We start from the raw sequence: 18,085 nt of genomic DNA, 5'->3' as shown, positions 1-18,085 counted from the left end.
GGCCAACTCCCGATACCGTAGTGTTCACCATGTCATCCCGCCGAACCGCATCGCTGATCACACTGGGCTGCGCGCGCAACGAGGTCGACTCCGAGGAGCTCGCCGCGCGTCTTGAGGCTGCCGGTTGGCAGGTGGGCGACGACGATCCCGATGTCATCGTCGTCAACACCTGCGGCTTCATCGACTCAGCGAAAAAGGACTCCATCGACACGCTGCTCGCCGCAGCCGACTCCGGCGCCAAGGTGGTCGCCGCGGGCTGTATGGCCGAGCGTTACGGCGACCAGCTCGCCGACGCGCTGCCCGAAGCGGCGGCTGTCATCTCCTTCGACGATTACACTCAGATCGGCACGCGTCTGGACGACGTGCTGGCGGGCAGATCGCTCGTCCCGCACAGTCCCCGCGACCGCAGGACCCTGCTCCCCATCTCTCCGGTCGAGCGTGCCGCCGCCCCCAAGACCAACATCCCCGGCCACGGCGAGCTACCCGAGGGCGTGGCCCCGGCCAGTGGCCCCCGGCCGCTGCGCAAGCGACTCGGCGACGGGCCGGTGGCCTCGCTGAAGCTGGCCTCCGGCTGTGACCGGCGCTGCACGTTCTGCGCCATCCCCGCCTTCCGTGGCGCCTACGTCTCACGTGATCCCGCCGAGCTGCTCGGCGAGGCCGCCTGGCTGGCCGAGCAGGGGGTCAAGGAGCTCGTGCTGGTCAGCGAGAACTCCACCTCCTACGGCAAGGACCTCGGCGACCTTCGGGCGCTGGAGAAGCTGCTCCCCTCCCTGGCCGCCGTCGAGGGCATCGAGCGGGTGCGGGTCAGCTACCTGCAGCCCGCCGAGCTTCGTCCGGGCCTGCTGGAGATGATCGCCTCAACCGAGGGCGTGGCCCCCTACTTCGATCTCTCCTTCCAGCACGCCAGCGGCTCGGTGCTGCGCCGGATGCGCCGTTTCGGCGACCCCAAGCGCTTCCTCGGACTGCTGGAGACGGTCCGGGAGACCGCCCCCGAGGCGGGTGTGCGCTCCAACTTCATCGTGGGCTTCCCCGGCGAGACCGAGGAGGAGTTCGGCGAGCTGGTGGCCTTCCTCCAGGAGGCCAGGCTCGACGTGATCGGTGTCTTCGGCTACTCCGACGAGGACGGCACCGAGGCGGCCGTGCTGCCCGGGAAGTTGGACCAGGAGACCGTCGACGCCCGCGTGAGTGCGCTCACCGAGCTGGCCGAGGAGCTCATGGCCCAGCGGGCCGAGGAGCGGATCGGCACCGAGGTGGACGTCCTCATCGAGGAGGATCTCGGTGACGGCGGCTACGAGGGCCGCGCGGCCCACCAGGGGCCGGAGGTCGACGGTTCTGTCACGGTCCAGGGCATCGGCCTGGTCCCCGGTCAGATCGTCCGGGCCATCGTGGTCGACTCCGAAGGGGTCGACCTGATCGCCCGCATCAAGGCGGCACCATGAACGCGCCGCCGGGCCGGGAGAGCGTATGACCAACACGCCAGAGACCGGCACCGACCCGACCGAGGCGGCTGCGCACCCCAAGGTGAGTGTGTGGAACATCGCCAACGTCGTCACGGTGATACGACTGGCGATGGTTCCGTTCTTCGTGGTCTGCCTCTTCCTGCCGGGTTCCGGCTGGCGGGTCGCCGCCCTGGTGGTCTTCCTGGTGGCCTCGCTCACCGACCTGCTCGACGGTGAGCTGGCCCGCCGTTACGGGCTGGTCACCGACTTCGGGAAGATCGCTGATCCGATCGCGGACAAGGCGCTGATCGGCGCGGCACTGATCAGTCTCTCGGTCCTGGACGAGCTGTCCTGGTGGATCACCGTCGTGATCCTCGGCAGGGAGGTGGGGGTCACCCTCCTGCGCTTCGCGGTCATCAGGCACGGTGTCATCCCCGCCAGTTACGGCGGCAAGGTGAAGACCGTCCTGCAGATCGCGGCGATCGTCTCCTATATGTGGCCGGGGGTGCCCGAGCCGATCCGCTGGGCCGTGATGGGTGCCGCCACTGTCGTGACCGTGGCCACCGGGCTCGATTACGTGGTCCGCGCGCTCAAGCTGCGGCAGGTGGCGAAACGGGCGCGCGCCCAATGAGTCACCGTCTGCTGGCCGCCACCACCGTGCTCTCGCTGCTCGTCCGCCGGGGCGAGACGGTCGCGGTCGCCGAGTCCCTGACGGCCGGACTGATCGGCGCGGCGCTCACCGGCCCCTCCGGGGCGTCGGCGGCCTTCGTGGGCGGAGTCATCTCCTATGCCACCGAGCTCAAGCACCGCCTGCTGGGGGTTCCAGCGGAGCTGCTGGAGCGTGAGGGGGCCGTGCATCCACAGGTCGCGGCGGCGATGGCGACCGGCGTGCGTGAGCTCACCGGCTCCACCTATGGCCTGTCCGCAACCGGGGTGGCCGGTCCGGACCCGCAGGACGGCAGACCGGTAGGCACCGTGCATCTGGCCGTTAGTGGTCCCGATGGGCGGGTATGGCACCGGGATGTCCTTCTTGTCGGAACGCGCGAGGAGATCCGGCAGGCGACGGTGAATGAGGCCGTGGACCTACTTCAAGGTGTGCTGGAGGCGAACGTGGGGGAACATTTCGGGTGATTACTGTGTTACGTCCCCAGCGAACATGCTCACCACGGTCTGCCGCGGTGTCGGTGGATACGGGTACGGTGGAGATGTGAGTGAGGTAAAGGTCAAGCGATGATGACGGCGAGGAGTATGTACCAAGGGTCGCGTTCAAAGAACGGGCAGCACGAACCGATCGCGCGGAGTGTCGCGAAGACACCCGCACCGGGGAGGGAGCGACAGATGGTCCTGCTGCGTCAGCTGCTCGGCGACGTGTTGCGGCGGCTGCGGGTGCGGCAGAGTCGCACCTTGCGTGAGGTGTCCACACTTGCCCGTGTCTCTCTCGGATATCTGTCCGAGGTGGAGCGCGGTCAGAAGGAGGCCTCTTCCGAGCTACTCGCGTCAATCTGCGGCGCCCTTGGCGTGCCGCTTTCACAGGTGCTCCGCGAAGTGTCCGACCAGTTCGCACTGGCCGAGCTTCAGCACGCCCCGGTGCTCTCCGGCGATGTCCCCGAGCGGGAGCGTCTGCCGATCGCCGAGACCGTGCCCAGTGCCATTGCAGATTCCGTGTTCCCAGAGGTCAACGATATGGTCGCCGCCTGACCGCCTAACCGGCCGGCTGACAGTGACGGCACCAGAAGATCAGCCGTTCCTGCGACTGTGCCCCCATCTCTCCACGACTGACCCGATGCCCGCAGCGTAGGCACGGTCTTCCCGCCCTGCCATAGACCCAGGTGCCCCGCCCCGGACGGAGATCACCGGTTGTCGTCCTGCTGCTGCGCTCTCTGTTGGCGTGCAGCAGTTTCTGCGCGAGCCGCACCACCACTCCCATGTCCTCGACCGCTTCCACGGGCCGCCACGGCGAGATCTTCGTGAGAAACAACGTCTCGGCCCGATAGACGGTGCCGAGGCCGGCCAGGTTGCGCTGGTCGAGCAGCGCCTCCCCGACGGTCAGCCCGGGTCTCCCCGCCAGACGCCGTACGGCCTCCACCGGATCCCAGTCGGGTCCGAGCGGGTCGGGGCCGAGATGCCCGACCAGCCGATCCTCCTCAGCCGTCGCCACCAGGTCGACCACGCCCAGCCGTACTCCCACCGCCTGCCATTCGTCATTGGCCAGCACCAGGCGCACCACGTCGCCCGGGGGCAGTGGGCGGCCGGCGGGGGCGATCTGCCAGCTCCCCTCCATCCGCAGGTGCGTGTGGAGGGTCAGAGCGCCTTCGATCCGGGTGAGCAGGTGTTTGCCGCGCGAAACGGTCTCCAGCACGGCCCGGCCGGTGAGGTCGGCGGTGGCATAACGCGGCACTCGGAAGTCGGAACGCGTCAGCGGTCGGCCGTCCAGCGCCTGGCCGAGCCGCCTCGCGGTGCGGTAGACGACGTCGCCCTCGGGCACGAGATCCCGATCAGTCCCATGCGGCGGGATCGGCGGCGAGCTGGCGGACACGCTCCGGCAGCGTTCCGGTGGCCACGCCGGCCAGCGTGACCTCCTCCAGGATCGCCCGCTCGCTGGCCCGCAGTGCGATCCAGACCTGCTGCAACGACTCCGCGGGTCCCCGATAGCCGACGTGCTCGGGCCGTTCGCCCCGCACATTGGCCAGCGGGCCGTCCACGGCCCGGATCACATCGGCCAGAGTGATCTCAGTGGCGGGACGGGCCAGAACGTAGCCGCCCTCGGGGCCGCGCTGGCCGCGGACCAGCCCGGCCCGGCGCATCTGCAGGAGGATGTTCTCCAGGTACTTGGGAGGCATGTCCTGCTCTTTTGCCAGCTCACCCACGGTGGTTGGTCCGTCACCGGCGGCGGCGAGTTCGGCGGCGGCGCGCAGGGCATAGTCGACACGAGCGGATAGGCGCATGTAGTCGATTATCCCGCCTGCTATTGACTGCTTAGGCGTGAGGTCGCAAGAGAACCGATCGTGTCTGTCGCTCCCCGCCCTCACCGGCGGATCGGCACCGGATCGGTGGACGGAGAGGCTGTCCGGCCGAGACGGGTCCGGCGGCCGGACAGTGCGGCGGGGGCGCCTCCGCGACCCCCTCGACTGCCATGCGCGGGGCTGAACTATCAGGAAGCTTTATTAATGAATAGGATCGCTATTCTTGTACGAATGTGAAGCTGACGGGGAAACGGCGGACAAGAGAGCATGCGTATGGAGCGACGTCCTGGCGTGCCCAGGCTGCTGAGGGAGATCAACGACCGGGCCGCCCTGGAGCTGTTGTTCGACTCGGGACCGCTGACACGGGGCCAGATCGGTGAGCTCACCGGCCTTTCCAAAGTGACGGCGTCGCAGACGCTGGCCCGGTTGGAGGGACGCGGGCTGGTCGAGGTGACGGGGGAGCAGGCGGGCGGTAGGGGGCCGAACGCAGCACTTTATGGAATCATTCCGTCCTCTGCTTATGTAGCGGGCCTGGATGTCGGCCCGGAATTCGTCACCACCGCCATCGCGGACATCCACGGCGAGATCGTCTCCGAGGTGGCGGTCGCACCGAACGGGCACGACGACCCGGTCGCCCTCGTGCACAGTGCGGTCGTCAAGGCGTGCCGTTCGGCCAAGGTCGCGCTGTCCAAGCTGCGGACGGTCGTGATCGGCACGCCGGGTGTGGTCGATCCCCGGACCGGGGACGTGCGGTTCTCCTTCGACCTGCCGGGTTGGCACGAGGGCATCCATGAGGCGCTCGCCCGTGACCTGCGCCGCGATGTAAGGATCGAAAACGATGTGAACCTCGTCGCCGTCGCTGAGCGTGCCCTCGGCGCGGCGCGTGGCGTCGACGACTTCGTACTGCTCTGGGTAGGCCGCGGCATCGGCCTGGGCGTCGTGCTCGGCGGCCGTCTGCACCGCGGCCGGTCCGGCAGCGCGGGTGAGATCGGCTATCTTCCGGTGCCCGGTGTGCCGCTGGCCGCGGACGTGCGGGCGGTGCCCGGGCGGCTGCCCTCGCTGGCCGGCGGTCTGCAGTCACTGGTCAGTGCCGAAGCGGTCACCGAACTCGCCGCCACCTACGGCTTCGGGGGAGCCGGCGCCGCCGAGTGCGTGGCGGCGGTCGTGGCGGCGGGGAAGCGTGGCGAGCCGCTGCTGGACGAGATCGCCGGGCGGCTGGCGCTGGGAGTGGCGTCGGTCTCCGTCGTGCTCGACCCCGGGCTCGTGGTGCTGGCCGGCGAGATCAGCCAGGCGGGCGGCGGCGCGCTGACCTCCAGGATCGAGGAGGCGGTGGCCCGGATCTGCCCGGTCCGCCCCCAGGTGGTGGTCAGCGAGGTGGAGGGGAACCCGGTGCTGCGCGGTGCCGTGCTCGCCGCCCTGGATCAGGCGCGGGAGGAGATCTTCGCGTCCTGAGGGACCTGGCCGCGGATGTGGACGGTCGGGCGGGGCGTCCCGACGGGTTCCGTACGGTTTGTGCCGCTCGCCTGCGGTCAGCGGAGACCTTTGCGGTGCCGGAGCCGCTTCAGCGCGAGCCGGCGGGGGCCGTCGAAGAGTGACCGGCCAGGATTTCAGCCGCAGCCTGGGCGTTGGCACGGGCCGCGCCGTACGTGGCCAGATAGGTCGCACCCTCGGGGCGCCAGATCGGCAGGCCCATCTCCACGACCGTGGCGTCCGGACGGGTGGCCAGCAGCGCCGACACCACCGTCTGGCTGCTCTCGTAGCGGTGGGCGTCCTTGACCACGACGACCAGGGAACGGCCGACGGCACGTTCCAGAATGGCCGGCACGTCCGCGGCCTCCGGTCTGACCCGGACGACCTCCGCCTGCGGCATCAGGAGCGCGAATCCCCACGGTACGTCGCCGACGGCGATGGTCGGCGGGGTGTCCACCTCGACTACCAGCGGGTCGACCAGCGGGGCCGCGGAGCCGGTGAGGGTGACCGCGCGACGGGCCGCGGTCAGGCCGATCACGCTCTCCTCGGCCCGGCCCGTCCGGGGCGCGCCGGACCAGGCACGGAGGCGGGCCACGCGCTCGGCCGCGGCCTCCAGCCTGGCAGCGGGCAGCCGCCCGTCCCCCACCGCGGCGACGATCTCGTCGACGATCCGGCGGACATCGTTCTCGGTCGGTAGCGGGCCCAGACAGAGGAGATCGGCCCCGGCGGCGAGCGAGAGCACCGCGCCGCCGGCCAGGCCGACGCTCTCGGTGATGGCGCGCATGTCGAGGGCGTCGGTGACGACCACGCCGTCGTAACCCATCTCGCCGCGCAGCAGACCGGTCAGCGCGGCCGCCGACAGGGTGGCGGGGGCCGTACCGGTCAGGGCGGGGACGCGGACGTGCGCGGTCATGACCGACTTGGTCCCAGCGCCGATCGCGGCGCGGAAGGGCGCCAGTTCGCGTTCGCGCAGCAGCTCGATGGAGGCGTCGACGAGCGGGATCTCCAGATGGGAGTCCTGCCGGGTGGCGCCGTGCCCGGGGAAGTGCTTGACGCAGGCGGCCACCTGGGCCGACTGCAGGCCGTGGACGGCCGCGACGGTGTGCCGGGCGACCAGTGCGGTGTCCGGCCCGAAGGAGCGGGTTCCGATCACCGGATTGTCGTCGGCGGTGTTCACGTCGGCGGACGGGGCCATGTCCAGGTTGACGCCGCACCGCGCCAGGTCGTCGCCGATGGACCGGTAGACGCGCCGGGTCAGCTCGACGTCGTCGACGGCGCCCAGGGCGGCGTTGCCGGGGTAGGGGCTGCCCACGTGGTAGTCGAGCCGGGTGACGTCGCCGCCCTCCTCGTCCAGTGAGATGACCGGCTCGCCTGCCTCGCGCAGGCGAGCGGTGAGCGTGGAGAGCTGCACGGGGTCGGCGACGTTGAAGCCGAAGAGGGTGACGCCGCCCAGGCCGCCCGCAAGCTCCCGTAGGACCCATTCGGGAGGGGTGACGCCCTGGAAGGCGACGAGCAGGGTGCCGGCTGCGAGACGGCGCAGTCCCTGGTCGCTGGGGTCCGCGAGGTGCTCAGACATGGCGCTGGGTGATTCCTTACCTGAGGTTGGCGGATGTCGGATGTGGCCTGGCCGGTACGGCTCGCGCCTTGTGGACGCGGAGCCGTACCGGTGCCGATGGGAAGGGGTTCAGCCCTTGACGGCGCCCGCGACGAGGCCGGTGACCATCCGCCGCTGCACCAGGAGGAAGAAGATGACGACGGGGATGGTCATCATCGTGGAGCCGGCCATGATGGCGCCCCAGTCGGTCCCTCGCTGCCCGAAGAAGAACTGCAGCGCGACCGGCATCGTGTAGCCCGAGGAGTCGGACATCAGGATGAGCGCGAAGATCAGCTCGTTCCAGGCGGTGATGAACGAGAAGATGCTCGTCGCCACCAGGCCGGGAGCCACCAGCGGGAACAGGATCTTCCAGAAGGTCATCAGCCGGCTGGCGCCGTCGATCCAGGCGGCCTCCTCCAGAGACTTGGGCACCGCGGCGACGAACGTGCGCAGCATCCAGATGCCGAAGGGGAGGGTCAGGCCGACGTTGATGACGATCAGGCCCAGCAGCTGGTCGTAGAGGCCGAGCCGCTTGACGTTGAGGAAGAGCGGGATGAGCAGGGCCTCGGACGGGATCATCTGGACGATGAGCAGCAGGACCAGGAAGCTGCTGCGGCCCTTGAACGTGAAGCGGGCGATGGCGGTGGCCGCCAGCAGTGCGAAGACGGCGCCGATGAGCACGGTACCCAGGGCGACGATCGCGCTGTTGCGCATGTAGAGCCAGATGGAGTTGCCCGCCACGCCCTCGCTGAGCACCCGGTCCAGGTGTTCGAAGGTGAACTGCGTGGGGAACGGGATGAAGTCCGTCGTGAAGATCTGGTCGTTGGTCTTGAAGGAGGTCGAGACCATCCAGTAGACGGGGAACACCGCGAAGACGAAGACCAGGACGCCGGCCGTGTTGAGCGCGATCTTCCCGAGACGCTTGCGTGCGAGCGGGGTCATCACATCTCCTCCGTCTTCACGATCTGCCGGACGTAGACGGCGGTGACGACGAGCAGGAGCAGCGTCAGGATCACCGCGATCGCCGCTCCGGTGCCCATCTTCGGCGGGCTGCGGAAGGCCTCGGCGAAGGAGAACATGGACAGGTTGAACGCCTCGCGGTTGGTCGGCCCGTTCATCAGCACGTAGAGCTGGCTGAAGACCTTGAAGTTCCAGATGATGGACAGGATCGTCAGCACCGAGAAGACCGGCTTGAGCAGTGGGAAAGTGATCTTCCGGAAGGTCCGCCAGGGGGTGGCCCCGTCAACTCTGGCCGCCTCGTAGAGCTCTGCGGGGATGCCCTTGAGACCGGCCAGCACCGACACCGCGATGAACGGGAACGACGCCCAGACCACGCAGAGGACCAGCACCAGGTAGACGGTGATCGCGTCGTTCAGCCAGGGCTCGCCGGTCCAGTCGGCCCGGCCGAACAGCAGGTCGGACAGCCCGTCGGGGAGCAGGTTGAGCGCCCAGTTGATCATCCCGGCGTCGGCGTCGAAGAGCCACCGCCAGATGACGCCCTGGGCGACCGGTGGCACGGCCCAGGCGGACATGATGCCGACGACCACGAACGTGGACATCTTCGTGCCCAGCTTGTTGAGCAGGGTGCCGACCGCGGTCCCGAGGACCAGCGTCAGAGTCACCGTGACGACGGCGAACACGACGGTGTTGCGGAGGGAGGACCAGAAGACCTCGTTGTCGAGGATCTTGGTGTAGTTGTCCCAGCCCACCCAGGTCGCCGGCTTCTTGCCGTTGATCTGGGGGATGCCGACCTTCTGGAAGGAAATGACGATCATCTGGAACAGCGGGTAGAGCAGCAGCCCGGCGATCACCAGCAGGCCGGGAACGAGCAGGACGTACGGGATGGCCTTGGGAGGGAGCCCGCTGGCCTTGACGGGTCGCTGCGGACTGCGGCGCCGCCCCGAGGCGGAGGGATTGCCTCCGCCCCGGGCGATCGTAGACGTGTTTGTCATGTGTCTACTGGTTCAGGATCTCTTCGATTTCCCCGTTGGCCTTGGTGAGAGCCTCGTCCGGGGTGGCCTTGCCCTCGATCACGGAGCGCGCGGCGTTCTGCAGCACGGCCTTGGTCTCGTTGGCCTCGGTCCAGTTGGGGTCGGCGGGGAAGGCCTTGGCCTTGGCGAAGGCCGCCGCGAACGGAGCCTGCGCCGGGTCCGAGCTCAGCTTCGCCAGCGCCTCGGGGTAGATCGGCAGCAGACCGCCTTCGGCGGCGTAGCGGTCGGCCCACTCCTTGTTGGTGGCCAGCTTCAGATAGTCGGCCGCGAGCTCCTTGTTCTTGGCACCGTCCCAGACGGCGATGTCGTTGCCGCCGAAGAAGGACGGGGCCTCGCCGCCGGACTTGGCGGGGAGCGGGAAGAAGGCCAGTTTGTCGGCCTTCAGCTTGCCCTTGCTGTCCACCTCGATGCCGGGCAGGTCCCAGCCGGCGGTCAGGTACATGCCGACCTTGTTGTTGGCGAACCGCTTACGGATGTCCACCGTGTTCTGGGTGAGACGCGACTTGCCGGACAGACCGTCGGTGACCAGGCCGGTGTAGGTGGCGAAACCGGCCTTGAACTTGGGGTCGGTCACCTTGCCGACCCACTTGTCGCCCTCCTTGAGGGCGTACTCGCCGCCCTCGGACCAGGCGAGCGCGCCGAGCAGGTGGTTGGCGTCGGAGCCGCCGTTGAAGGCGAAGCCGTCGACGTCCTTGCCCTTCTCGGCCTGGATCTTCTTGGCCGCCGCGACCAGCTCGTCCCACGTCTTCGGAACCTCGATGCCGAGGTCGGCGAACCAGTCCTTGCGGTAGAGGACCGCTCGGGCGCCGGCGCCCCAGGGCAGGGCATAGACCTCGTTGTCGATGGTCTCCAGGCCGAGCAGGTTCTTCGGGATCTCGGTCTGGTCGCCGGCCTCCACCAGGGCGGTGACCGGGGAGAGTGCCTCCTGGCTCTGCCAGAGCGGCACCTGGTCGTTGCCGATCTCGGTGACGTCCGGGCCGGCGCCGCCCGCCGCGGAGGCGGTGAACTTGTCGTTCACCTGGGGCCAGGGGATCCACTCCAGCTTGACCTTGGCACCGGACTCCTTCTCGAAGGCCGCGTTCAGCTCGTCCATATATTTCTGGGCGGCCGGGTTGCTGTCACCGAGACGCCACACGGTCAGCGTCTGACCGGCATATTTCGGGCCGCTGGCAGCGGCGGAGGCGCCGGCCTGGGACTCGGTCTTGGCGGGCTCATCAGTGGAACCACAGGCGGTGAGGCCCAGGGCCAAGGCGGCGGTGGTAGCAGTCGTAACCGCGAACTTCGTGATTTTCACTTCGGGGTTCTCCCTTCCCGGCTTCGCGTCGGGGTCGCACTTCGGGTGCCGGCGCGGTCCCCGTGCCTCGCCGCACCTGGTCGAAGGCGCCTCCTCACGGTCGGCGCTCTGACATCCCGCGGCCGGCTGTGACACTTGCCTGCGGGCTGACTACGGTTAAACTAACAATAAACTTTCTTAAAAGAAACGATCGTTAGCGGATCGTGACGGGGGGAGCCGACCTTGCCCAGCCATCCGGGAACGCCTCAGTTGCTACGCCGGCTCAATGACCGGGCGGCACTGGAACTTCTGTTGTCCAGCGGCCCACTCACCCGTGCCGAGCTGGGAGAACATACCGGGCTCTCAAAGGTGACCGCAGGTCAGCTGCTCGCCAGGCTCCAGGAGCGCGACCTCGTCACCGTGGTCGGTGAGCAGGCCGGTGGACGTGGTCCCAACGCCGCGCTCTACGGTGTCGTGCCGTCATGCGCGTACGTGGTGGGACTTGACGTGCTGCCGGACCGGATCAGCGCCGGAGTGGCCGACATCACCGGCGCGATCGTCGCCGAGGTGTCGGTGGATCCCAACGGCCACGACGACCCGGTACGGCTCGTGCGCAGCGCCGTCGAGAAGGCATGTGCCTCGGGGGACATCCCCATGGCCGGCCTGCGGGCCTTCGTGATCGGCACCCGAGGCGTGGTCGATCCCCGCACCGGCGACGTCAGGTTCTCCTTCGACCTGCCCTCCTGGCACAAGGGGGTGCTCGCCGGGCTCCGGCGTGACCTCGACGTCCCCGTGACGATCGAGAACGACGTGAACCTGGCGGCGCTGGCCGAGCGCTCGCACGGCGCGGCGCTGGGCATGGACGACTTCGTGCTGGTGTGGGCGGGAGTCGGCCAAGGCCTCGGGGTCATGCTCGGCGGACGTGTCCACCGCGGTTTCACCGGCGGCGCGGGTGAGATCGGCTGGCTGCCCGTCCCCGGGGAGCCGCTCCCCACCGACGTGAACGAGCCGCAGTCGGGCTCGTTCCAGCGTCTGGTCGGCGGCGACGCCGTAGCCGGCCTGGCGAGCGCGCACGGTATCGCCTCCCGTTCCGACGGCTCCGTCGGCGGCTACGTCCGTACGGCCGTCGCCGAGGGGGCCGAGGGTTTTCTCGACGAGTTGGCAGGGAGACTGGCGGTCGGCGTGGCGGCGGTGGCCGTGGTGCTGGATCCGGCGCTGATCGTGCTCGGCGGTGACGTGGGCCGGGCCGGGGGGACCGCGCTCGCGGCCAGGGTCGAGGAGGCCGTGGCCAGGGTCTGCCCGAGCCGGCCGGCGGTCGTGGTGACGGGCGTGCAGGGCAATCCGGTGTTGCGCGGAGCCCTGGATTCGGCACTTCAGCAGGCCCGGGAACAGGTGTTCTCTGAGACGGTGTGAGAATTGCCGCTATGCGCGACATCGTTTTGATCTCCGATCCCCGAGTCACCGCGGTCCCGGTCAAGGAGTCCGGAGAGCGGTTGACGGACGTCCGGGGGCGGCTGCGGGTGGACGGGCGGATGGCCGATCCCAGGGGAGCGTTCTCCCATCTCCGGGAGGGGCTGCTGGTCCGGCTGGAGGGCGCGCAGGCCCACCTTCCGTCCGGGTACCGGCTGCTGGTCGTGGAGGGTTACCGGCCGCTGGCGGCGCAGCAGCGGATCTTTGAGGAGTACTCGGCGGAATTGCGGGTGACATTTCCGAAAATGTCGCCCGAGGAGATCCATGTGGCGGCCAGTCGCTACGTCTCGCCCGTCGAGGTCGCGCCGCACACCGCGGGCGCGGCGGTGGACCTGACCCTGTGCACCGAGGACGGGGACGAGCTCGACATGGGCACCCCGCTCAACGCCACCCCGGAGCAGAGCGGCGGCGCGTGCTACACCGACGCCCCCGGCCTGTCGCCCGAGGCCCGTCACCACCGTGACCTCCTGGGGCGTGCACTCGGCTCCGCCGGCCTGGTCAACTACCCCACCGAGTGGTGGCACTGGTCCTACGGCGACCGCTACTGGGCCATGACCACCGGGGCCGGCTCCGCCGTCTACGGTCCCACCTCCGTCTGATCCCGCGCGGCCGCCGATGGTCGTGATGGGGGAGGAGGCCAGAGGTCAGGGAGAGGGCCGCGCCAGGCCGGGGGCGATCGACGGCCGGTCCTTGGGACGCCGCGGACCCGTCCGTCGCGCCGCGAGACGGACGGGCCCGCACCGCGCGGGAGGCTTCCGGGGGCGGCCTGTGATCACGGGTCGTCCCCCATCCGGTCGGGTCACCGGGGACATGCCTTCCCGGGCGGGCGGGGTGCGGTGTTCAGGCGTTTCTGGCCTGGGCGACTCCACCGGCGTCCATGTAGTCACGGCAGTGGACGATGCGGCCGTCCCTGACCCGTAGCACCAGCAGGCCGGGCACCCGGAACGGGTGGCCTGCGGTGCCCGCGGTGCCCACGACCTCGTGCTCGACGACGATCACCTCGGGGTCGGTGGCCTGGTAGGTGACCACGTTGCGGATCTCCTCCACCCGTGCCGGGGACGCCCCCCACATGGCCCGGTATCCGGCGCGGATCTTCTCGCGCCCCTCGAATCGGGATGGCAGGCCAGGAGTGGTGAAGGGGAACTCGTGGACGGCGTCCTCGGTGTAGAGGTCCGCGAGGGCGTCGGCCGACTTGTGAATCATCGCATCGTGATAGCGGGTGACGACCGCTGTGTTCTGCATGACCGCTCCTTTGCTCAACAACCGTTGAGTGTATAGGTGCGACCCTATTGGGTCAACGACTGTAGAGTCACTCCGTGAACCTCTCCCGGGCCGAGCGGCGGAGCCGCTCCGAGCGGCGCATCCTCGAAGCGGCGCGCGGACTGTTCGCCGAGCGGGGCTTCGAGCGCACGACCATCAGGGCCGTCGCCGCGGAGGCGGGAGTCGACCCGGCCCTCGTCATGCAGCACTTCGGCTCCAAGCAGGAGCTGTTCAGCCGGGCCGTCCAGGACGCTCCGGTGCCGGAGGGCGCGGAGCCCGGGGATCTCATCGAGCGGATGTTGGAGACGCTCGGCGTGAAGTTGAGCGGGCTGCCCCCGGCCTCACTGGCGATGATGCGCTCGATGCTCACCCACCCCGAGGCGGCCGACTCCGCCCGGGCCGCGCTGGGCAGGCAGATCGACCAGGTCGGGGCGGTCCTTTCCGGCGACGACGCCCGTCTGCGCGCGGCGCTGGTGACCTCGATCATGATCGGCGTCACCATCGGTCACCAACTGCTCGACCTCGATCCCCTGCGCGACGCGTCCCAGGAGGAGATCGACCGCCTGATGCGCCCCTGCCTGCTCGCGCTCCTGCACGACCAGGCGTGACGTCAGTGCGATCGATGATCGCTGTCGGGGCGTCTCCGCCGGGGCGGAGGGCGCGCACGTCACGGAGTCGCGGGTTCGCCCGGCAGTTCGGTGGCCCCGCCGGCCCGTAGGCCGTCGAGCATCAGGTGCAGAAACCTGGCGGGCTGGGCGGCCACGTGCACGGGCAGTTCGGCGAGGTGGCAGGTGAAGACGTTGAGCAGCAGCACGATGTCGCCTGTGCCGACATCCGCGCGCATCGACCCCTCGGACTGGGCGTCGCGCACGAGGCCGTCGAGCAGTCCGATCCACTGCTTCCGGGCCCTCGCGAACTCCGGCGTGGCCAGGAACGCCGGATCGGCCTCGCCGGCCAGTTCGCCGAGTAGCACAAGATCCCGAAACCGGGACACCAGTGCGACGTTCCTCAGCGGAGGTCGCGGACAGACGGCCGACGACCGCCGTACTCGCCTATCGGCAGGAACGGCTCGATCAACGTCCACTGTTCGTCGGTGAGTTGCCTGCGCGTCACGACCGTCTTCCTACCGGATCCGCCCTCCAGACGGGTCCGGATCGGCAAAGTTGATCGCGACATCAAACAGACCCTAGCGGCTGGCCGCGAGGAGTTGGTGTGCGTACCCGGCGCGCAGGTCCTCCACGATGCGTCGTTGCCACGGGCGGCGGATCACGGCGTGGGTGAGCCGTCGTGAGGTGCGGGGCGTAGCCGCGATGGCCGAGGCGATCTGTCGGGCACGGTTCATGACGTGCTCGGCCGGGAGGATCTCGTTGACCAGGCCCCACCGCAGAGCGGTGGCGGCGTCGATCTTTTGGCCGGTGTAGGCCAGGTAGGCGGCGCGCTTGGTGCCGAGGAGTTCCTGCAGGACCAGGTGCATGCCGTCGCCGGGGACCGAGCCGGCGGTGAAGTTTCCGTCGGCGATGAGGGTGTCGTCGGCGCACAGGGTGATGTCGCACATCAAGGCGAGTTCCATGCGGGGGCCGGGGCCGTTCACCGCGGCGATGGTCGGGATGTCGACGTCGAAGGCAAGGCTCTCCAGCAGTTTCATCCCGTCGGAGTACTGCTCGTAGAGCACGTCGCTGGGCCATTGCGACGGCGGCTCGGAGAAGGACCGGGGATCGAAGCCCGCGATCCACTGGCGGCCGGTGCCGGTGATGATGAGCACCTCGTTGTCGCGATCGGCGCCGACGTCCCTGAGCACGTGGCCCCAGGCGTTGAGCAGGCCGCGCGAGAACATCGCGGGCCCGCCGCCGGTGTGCATCCTGACTTCCACGATTCCGGCGTCCCGGCGGATGTCGAAGTGCTCACCGTATCTGGGCGCGTACTGATCGAGGCTCGGTCGGTCGACGAAACCGCCGAGGCGCTGGTCGCGGTCGTTCAGCGTGTCAGTCATGGAGTTCCTCACGGGTAGACGGCGTGCGCAGTCTGCCATAATAAATGGGGTCAGACCCCATCTAGTGGCAGGGAGGGACGTTCGGTGAATGTCGGCCGAACCCGTCGCACGCGCGCGGACGCCGTAAGAAGCCGCGACCGCATCCTCACTGCTGCCCGCGAGGTCTTTGCCGAGGAAGGGATCGCGGCCTCCCTGGAGAAGATCGCCCAGCGGGCGGGGGCGGGGTCGGCGACACTGCATCGCCACTTTGCCGGACGGGCCGCCCTGGCCGAAGCGGTGCTGCATGACAGGGTTGAGGCGCTTTGTGCCCAGGCGCGGTGTCTATCTGCCGATCCCGATCCCGGCGCTGCCCTTCGGACATGGCTGCGGGCGGTCGTGGACCATAGCAACTCCTTTCGCGGGCTGGCCGTCCTGCTGTCGGGCAAGGAGACGGCGCACCACGATCGGATCCGGTCGGCCGGCTCTGAACTCCTGCTCAAGGCGCAGGGTTCGGGCGAGGCCAGGGACGATGTCACGATCTCCGAGCTGCTCCAACTCGCCAACGGGATCGCGGTCGCCACCGAGCGATCAAAGGATCGAGCGTCCGATGCCGACCGATTGCTGAACCTCATGATCACCGGCGTGAGACCGCGCAGCCGATAACCCCTCATCATCTTGGGCCAGGCGTGGCGGGCAGGGCCGCGATCGAGCCAGCCTGGGGCCTGCCGTCGGCCATCAGCAGGGGCCAATCGCTGCTCGGCGCCGGGATACCCGGTTTGGTGGCTAGTGACAGCCACGATAACGGCACCCCGAGTTCCTCGACCCGTGAGCGGAGGGCCGATCAGAACCTACTTTGGGGCTGGGGACGCCGACGGCTCCAACCTGCGGGTGCGCTCCTCGGGCATCGTGCACGACGTCGCGATGACCCGCTGGTTCGCCGACGAGCACATGCCCGGCCCGGCCTGCATGGTCGGCGTCGGCGGCTGGGATCCGGCCGCAGCCCATCCCGACCGGGGCGCGGTCACCTGCCGCCGCTGCCTGAAACTCACGCACGCCGAGCCGTCGGCGAGCAGCTGGAGCTGTTCGCGGGCCACGCCTCTACTGAAGACACCCAGTGAAGGCCCTCTGCATCGCAAGCCAGGGCATATCCGACCAAAGTTTCTTCAGGACCACCGGGTCCCCGTGACCATCGGCATTCAATGACTGTCGTGCAGCTCAGCGCGAGAGCCGCACGCCACCGGCCAGGGCCGCGCCTTCCGCCGGTCGCCGCCGGCGCTCCCGCAGCCACAGGTAGAGCGGGAGCCCGACCGAGGCGCCGGCGAGCGAACCGATGACGACCCACACGCGATCGCGGATGTGCAGGGCGCGGTCGGTGACGGCCGCGGCGAGCAATACCACCACCGCGATGACGACGTCCCAGACGAAGAACGCGGAGATGTCATTGGCGAGCATGTCGTCGACGAAACGCGGCAGGTCGAGTCCGTGCTCTCCGAGCCAGCCGATGGCGTGGCGATAGGGGACGATGATGCCAATGGCGAGCAGCAGCAGGTAGAGGCGTTGTCGCGGGGTGCTCATCGGGTCTCCTGACATGTACTGAGGAATCGGGGCAGTGCTGGGTGCAGTGCGCCCTGGTTGGCCTCCGGGGAGGCTGAGTGCAGAAATTAGCTGTAGCACTTTCCGTGACATAGGTGACTGACAGTGCAGGCGCATGTTTCGGTTCGGATGTTCCTTGCGGCGTGAGTGCGTCGGAAAACGAGGGCGCGCTCAAAGGGTCGATGCATCACCGCTGTTCAAGATCTCAGCGTAGATCTCTGTCGGAGTGCGATAGCCATGGATCTTGCGGGGCGGTGGTTGAGCTCGACGGCGCGAGCGGCCACGGCCCCGGAGGGCCTGAGCGCCGAGGCCGCCCGCCAGGGCAGGACGGACGTGTCCCTGGTCAGCGTGGACTCCACGATCGCCCGTGCTCACCACGACGCCGCCGGGATGCTCGTCGGCAAGGACGTCATGGAGGCTCTGGACGAGGCCGCCGCCGAGCAGGAACAGGCCCGGCAAAAGGGGGGGCGACGAGGGGAACAAAACGGGTGGGACGACGGAAACGATCCTGAGCGGGAAGAACGCCGACGCGTCCGCCGCCGCCGCAGGCTCCGAAGGAAGCCCTGCTCGGCAGGTCCCGCGGCGGACTGACCAGCAAGATTCACCTCGCCGCCGATCGTAGGCGCCGGCCGCTGTCGTTCGTTCTGACAGCCGGGCAGGCCGCGGACAGCCCCAGTTCATCCCCGTGCTGAAGAAGATCCGCGTCCGCCTGCCGGTCGCCCGGCCGGCCCCGCACCCGGCCGGGCGCGGTGGCTGCGGACAAGGCGTACTCGTCCCGCGCCAACCGCGTCTACCTACGCCAACGCCATATCAAGGCGGTCATCCCGGAGAAGAAGGACCAGGCGGCCAACCGCAAAGAAAGGCAGCCGGGGCGGGCGGCCCGTCAGCCACGACGCCGACCTCTACAAGGAACGGAACGCCGTCGAGCGCCTGATCAACCGGCTGAAGGACTGGCGCGGCATCGCCACACGCTTCGACAAGCCGCCCGAGAGCTACCTCGCCGGCCTCGAACTCCGCGCCTCGATGATCTGACTCGAAGATCTCTTGCAAGCAGCCAATTGAT

At 69.0% G+C, this 18,085-nt stretch carries 21 protein-coding genes and 1 pseudogene; 10 read left to right on the top strand and 12 right to left on the bottom strand.

The window, feature by feature from the left end; translation table 11 throughout:
• The first annotated feature begins 29 nt into the window (after nt 1-29).
• From rimO to OHA77_RS10505, 4 genes are all read left to right on the top strand, one after another.
• Nucleotides 30-1,439, top strand: coding sequence for a 30S ribosomal protein S12 methylthiotransferase RimO (gene rimO, locus OHA77_RS10520; RefSeq protein WP_326820818.1), 1,410 nt, complete (start codon nt 30-32; stop codon nt 1,437-1,439).
• Nucleotides 1,440-1,464: 25 nt separating this feature from the next.
• Nucleotides 1,465-2,070 (top strand): CDP-diacylglycerol--glycerol-3-phosphate 3-phosphatidyltransferase, encoded by a 606-nt coding sequence (gene pgsA / locus OHA77_RS10515; RefSeq protein WP_406317724.1) that lies wholly within the window; start codon nt 1,465-1,467, stop codon nt 2,068-2,070.
• Nucleotides 2,067-2,570: a nicotinamide-nucleotide amidohydrolase family protein gene (locus OHA77_RS10510; protein ID WP_326820820.1), complete on the top strand. Its 504-nt coding sequence runs from the start codon at nt 2,067-2,069 to the stop codon at nt 2,568-2,570. Before pgsA ends, OHA77_RS10510 begins: the two co-directional genes overlap by 4 nt.
• A 207-nt stretch (nt 2,571-2,777) precedes the next feature.
• Nucleotides 2,778-3,137 (top strand): helix-turn-helix transcriptional regulator, encoded by a 360-nt coding sequence (locus tag OHA77_RS10505; RefSeq protein ID WP_326820821.1) that lies wholly within the window; start codon nt 2,778-2,780, stop codon nt 3,135-3,137.
• 4 nt (nt 3,138-3,141) lie between these two features.
• Here the strand turns inward: OHA77_RS10505 and OHA77_RS10500 are convergent, their stop codons facing one another.
• On the bottom strand, nt 3,142-3,924 hold the full coding sequence (locus OHA77_RS10500; protein WP_406317722.1) for an Fpg/Nei family DNA glycosylase: 783 nt from the start codon (nt 3,922-3,924) through the stop codon (nt 3,142-3,144).
• Between the two features lie 10 nt (nt 3,925-3,934).
• A complete protein-coding gene (locus OHA77_RS10495; RefSeq protein WP_326820823.1) occupies nt 3,935-4,384 on the bottom strand; it encodes an Rrf2 family transcriptional regulator in 450 nt (149 codons plus the stop codon).
• A 291-nt stretch (nt 4,385-4,675) separates the two neighbouring features.
• Between OHA77_RS10495 and OHA77_RS10490 the strand changes: the two genes are divergently transcribed.
• Nucleotides 4,676-5,854, top strand: a complete 1,179-nt coding sequence (locus OHA77_RS10490) for an ROK family transcriptional regulator (RefSeq protein WP_406317721.1) — start codon at nt 4,676-4,678, stop codon at nt 5,852-5,854.
• Nucleotides 5,855-5,963: 109 nt separating this feature from the next.
• Here OHA77_RS10490 and OHA77_RS10485 read toward each other — a convergent pair whose 3' ends face one another.
• The 4 genes from OHA77_RS10485 to OHA77_RS10470 all read right to left on the bottom strand — a co-directional run bounded on the left by OHA77_RS10485 (nt 5,964) and on the right by OHA77_RS10470 (nt 10,751).
• Entirely contained in the window at nt 5,964-7,448 is a 1,485-nt protein-coding gene (locus tag OHA77_RS10485) for a glycoside hydrolase family 3 protein (RefSeq protein WP_406317720.1), read from the bottom strand.
• A gap of 108 nt (nt 7,449-7,556) precedes the next feature.
• A complete protein-coding gene (locus OHA77_RS10480; RefSeq protein ID WP_406317719.1) occupies nt 7,557-8,408 on the bottom strand; it encodes a carbohydrate ABC transporter permease in 852 nt (283 codons plus the stop codon).
• Entirely contained in the window at nt 8,408-9,418 is a 1,011-nt protein-coding gene (locus tag OHA77_RS10475) for a carbohydrate ABC transporter permease (protein ID WP_406317718.1), read from the bottom strand. Before OHA77_RS10475 ends, OHA77_RS10480 begins: the two co-directional genes overlap by 1 nt.
• A 4-nt stretch (nt 9,419-9,422) precedes the next feature.
• Nucleotides 9,423-10,751: a sugar ABC transporter substrate-binding protein gene (locus OHA77_RS10470; RefSeq protein WP_406317716.1), complete on the bottom strand. Its 1,329-nt coding sequence runs from the start codon at nt 10,749-10,751 to the stop codon at nt 9,423-9,425.
• Between the two features lie 222 nt (nt 10,752-10,973).
• Here OHA77_RS10470 and OHA77_RS10465 point away from each other — a divergent pair, with 222 nt between their 5' ends.
• Nucleotides 10,974-12,143 (top strand): ROK family protein, encoded by a 1,170-nt coding sequence (locus tag OHA77_RS10465; RefSeq protein ID WP_406317714.1) that lies wholly within the window; start codon nt 10,974-10,976, stop codon nt 12,141-12,143.
• An 11-nt stretch (nt 12,144-12,154) separates the two neighbouring features.
• Nucleotides 12,155-12,799, top strand: a complete 645-nt coding sequence (locus OHA77_RS10460; protein ID WP_406317713.1) for a M15 family metallopeptidase — start codon at nt 12,155-12,157, stop codon at nt 12,797-12,799.
• Nucleotides 12,800-13,040: 241 nt separating this feature from the next.
• Here the strand turns inward: OHA77_RS10460 and OHA77_RS10455 are convergent, their stop codons facing one another.
• Entirely contained in the window at nt 13,041-13,442 is a 402-nt protein-coding gene (locus tag OHA77_RS10455) for a nuclear transport factor 2 family protein (RefSeq protein WP_406317712.1), read from the bottom strand.
• A gap of 74 nt (nt 13,443-13,516) precedes the next feature.
• Between OHA77_RS10455 and OHA77_RS10450 the strand changes: the two genes are divergently transcribed.
• Nucleotides 13,517-14,068: a TetR/AcrR family transcriptional regulator gene (locus tag OHA77_RS10450; protein ID WP_406317710.1), complete on the top strand. Its 552-nt coding sequence runs from the start codon at nt 13,517-13,519 to the stop codon at nt 14,066-14,068.
• A gap of 59 nt (nt 14,069-14,127) precedes the next feature.
• Here OHA77_RS10450 and OHA77_RS10445 read toward each other — a convergent pair whose 3' ends face one another.
• Genes OHA77_RS10445 through OHA77_RS10435 form a run of 3 tightly spaced genes read right to left on the bottom strand, consistent with a single transcriptional unit; the run spans nt 14,128 to nt 15,450 of the window.
• A complete protein-coding gene (locus OHA77_RS10445) occupies nt 14,128-14,454 on the bottom strand; it encodes a hypothetical protein (protein ID WP_406317709.1) in 327 nt (108 codons plus the stop codon).
• Between the two features lie 14 nt (nt 14,455-14,468).
• Nucleotides 14,469-14,636 carry a hypothetical protein gene (locus OHA77_RS10440; protein WP_406317708.1) on the bottom strand — a complete coding sequence of 56 codons (168 nt, stop codon included), beginning with the start codon at nt 14,634-14,636 and terminating at the stop codon, nt 14,469-14,471.
• A gap of 10 nt (nt 14,637-14,646) precedes the next feature.
• Nucleotides 14,647-15,450 (bottom strand): enoyl-CoA hydratase/isomerase family protein, encoded by an 804-nt coding sequence (locus tag OHA77_RS10435; protein WP_406317706.1) that lies wholly within the window; start codon nt 15,448-15,450, stop codon nt 14,647-14,649.
• An 84-nt stretch (nt 15,451-15,534) separates the two neighbouring features.
• On the opposite strand from OHA77_RS10435, the gene OHA77_RS10430 reads away from it, so the two are divergent.
• Nucleotides 15,535-16,092 (top strand): TetR/AcrR family transcriptional regulator, encoded by a 558-nt coding sequence (locus OHA77_RS10430; protein ID WP_406317704.1) that lies wholly within the window; start codon nt 15,535-15,537, stop codon nt 16,090-16,092.
• A 185-nt stretch (nt 16,093-16,277) separates the two neighbouring features.
• On the opposite strand, the gene OHA77_RS10425 is transcribed toward OHA77_RS10430, so the two are convergent.
• Together OHA77_RS10425 and OHA77_RS10420 are read right to left on the bottom strand one after the other, a co-directional pair.
• Nucleotides 16,278-16,523: a hypothetical protein gene (locus OHA77_RS10425; protein WP_406317703.1), complete on the bottom strand. Its 246-nt coding sequence runs from the start codon at nt 16,521-16,523 to the stop codon at nt 16,278-16,280.
• 121 nt (nt 16,524-16,644) lie between these two features.
• Nucleotides 16,645-17,004 (bottom strand): DUF2834 domain-containing protein, encoded by a 360-nt coding sequence (locus OHA77_RS10420; protein WP_406317702.1) that lies wholly within the window; start codon nt 17,002-17,004, stop codon nt 16,645-16,647.
• A gap of 309 nt (nt 17,005-17,313) precedes the next feature.
• Between OHA77_RS10420 and OHA77_RS10415 the strand changes: the two are divergent.
• A pseudogene (locus OHA77_RS10415) lies at nt 17,314-18,054 on the top strand (IS5 family transposase); the annotation flags it as partial.
• Nucleotides 18,055-18,085 lie beyond the last annotated feature (31 nt).

It is taken from the genome of Streptosporangium sp. NBC_01639 (genome assembly GCF_045209755.1).
Taxonomy (GTDB): Bacteria; Actinomycetota; Actinomycetes; order Streptosporangiales; family Streptosporangiaceae; genus Streptosporangium.
Note: the sequence above shows the minus strand (reverse complement) of the source record. Positions and strands in the feature narration are given on the sequence as shown.

Coding starts and splice junctions, on each gene's coding strand:
- OHA77_RS10440 (WP_406317708.1), bottom strand. CDS start 14,636: ATGTCGCGATCAACTTTGCCGATCCGGACCCGTCTGGAGGGCGGATCC.
- OHA77_RS10485 (WP_406317720.1), bottom strand. CDS start 7,448: ATGTCTGAGCACCTCGCGGACCCCAGCGACCAGGGACTGCGCCGTCTC.
- OHA77_RS10460 (WP_406317713.1), top strand. CDS start 12,155: ATGCGCGACATCGTTTTGATCTCCGATCCCCGAGTCACCGCGGTCCCG.
- OHA77_RS10505 (WP_326820821.1), top strand. CDS start 2,778: ATGGTCCTGCTGCGTCAGCTGCTCGGCGACGTGTTGCGGCGGCTGCGG.
- OHA77_RS10475 (WP_406317718.1), bottom strand. CDS start 9,418: ATGACAAACACGTCTACGATCGCCCGGGGCGGAGGCAATCCCTCCGCC.
- OHA77_RS10455 (WP_406317712.1), bottom strand. CDS start 13,442: ATGCAGAACACAGCGGTCGTCACCCGCTATCACGATGCGATGATTCAC.
- OHA77_RS10420 (WP_406317702.1), bottom strand. CDS start 17,004: ATGAGCACCCCGCGACAACGCCTCTACCTGCTGCTGCTCGCCATTGGC.
- OHA77_RS10435 (WP_406317706.1), bottom strand. CDS start 15,450: ATGACTGACACGCTGAACGACCGCGACCAGCGCCTCGGCGGTTTCGTC.
- pgsA (WP_406317724.1), top strand. CDS start 1,465: ATGACCAACACGCCAGAGACCGGCACCGACCCGACCGAGGCGGCTGCG.
- OHA77_RS10510 (WP_326820820.1), top strand. CDS start 2,067: ATGAGTCACCGTCTGCTGGCCGCCACCACCGTGCTCTCGCTGCTCGTC.
- OHA77_RS10495 (WP_326820823.1), bottom strand. CDS start 4,384: ATGCGCCTATCCGCTCGTGTCGACTATGCCCTGCGCGCCGCCGCCGAA.
- OHA77_RS10480 (WP_406317719.1), bottom strand. CDS start 8,408: ATGACCCCGCTCGCACGCAAGCGTCTCGGGAAGATCGCGCTCAACACG.
- OHA77_RS10490 (WP_406317721.1), top strand. CDS start 4,676: ATGGAGCGACGTCCTGGCGTGCCCAGGCTGCTGAGGGAGATCAACGAC.
- rimO (WP_326820818.1), top strand. CDS start 30: ATGTCATCCCGCCGAACCGCATCGCTGATCACACTGGGCTGCGCGCGC.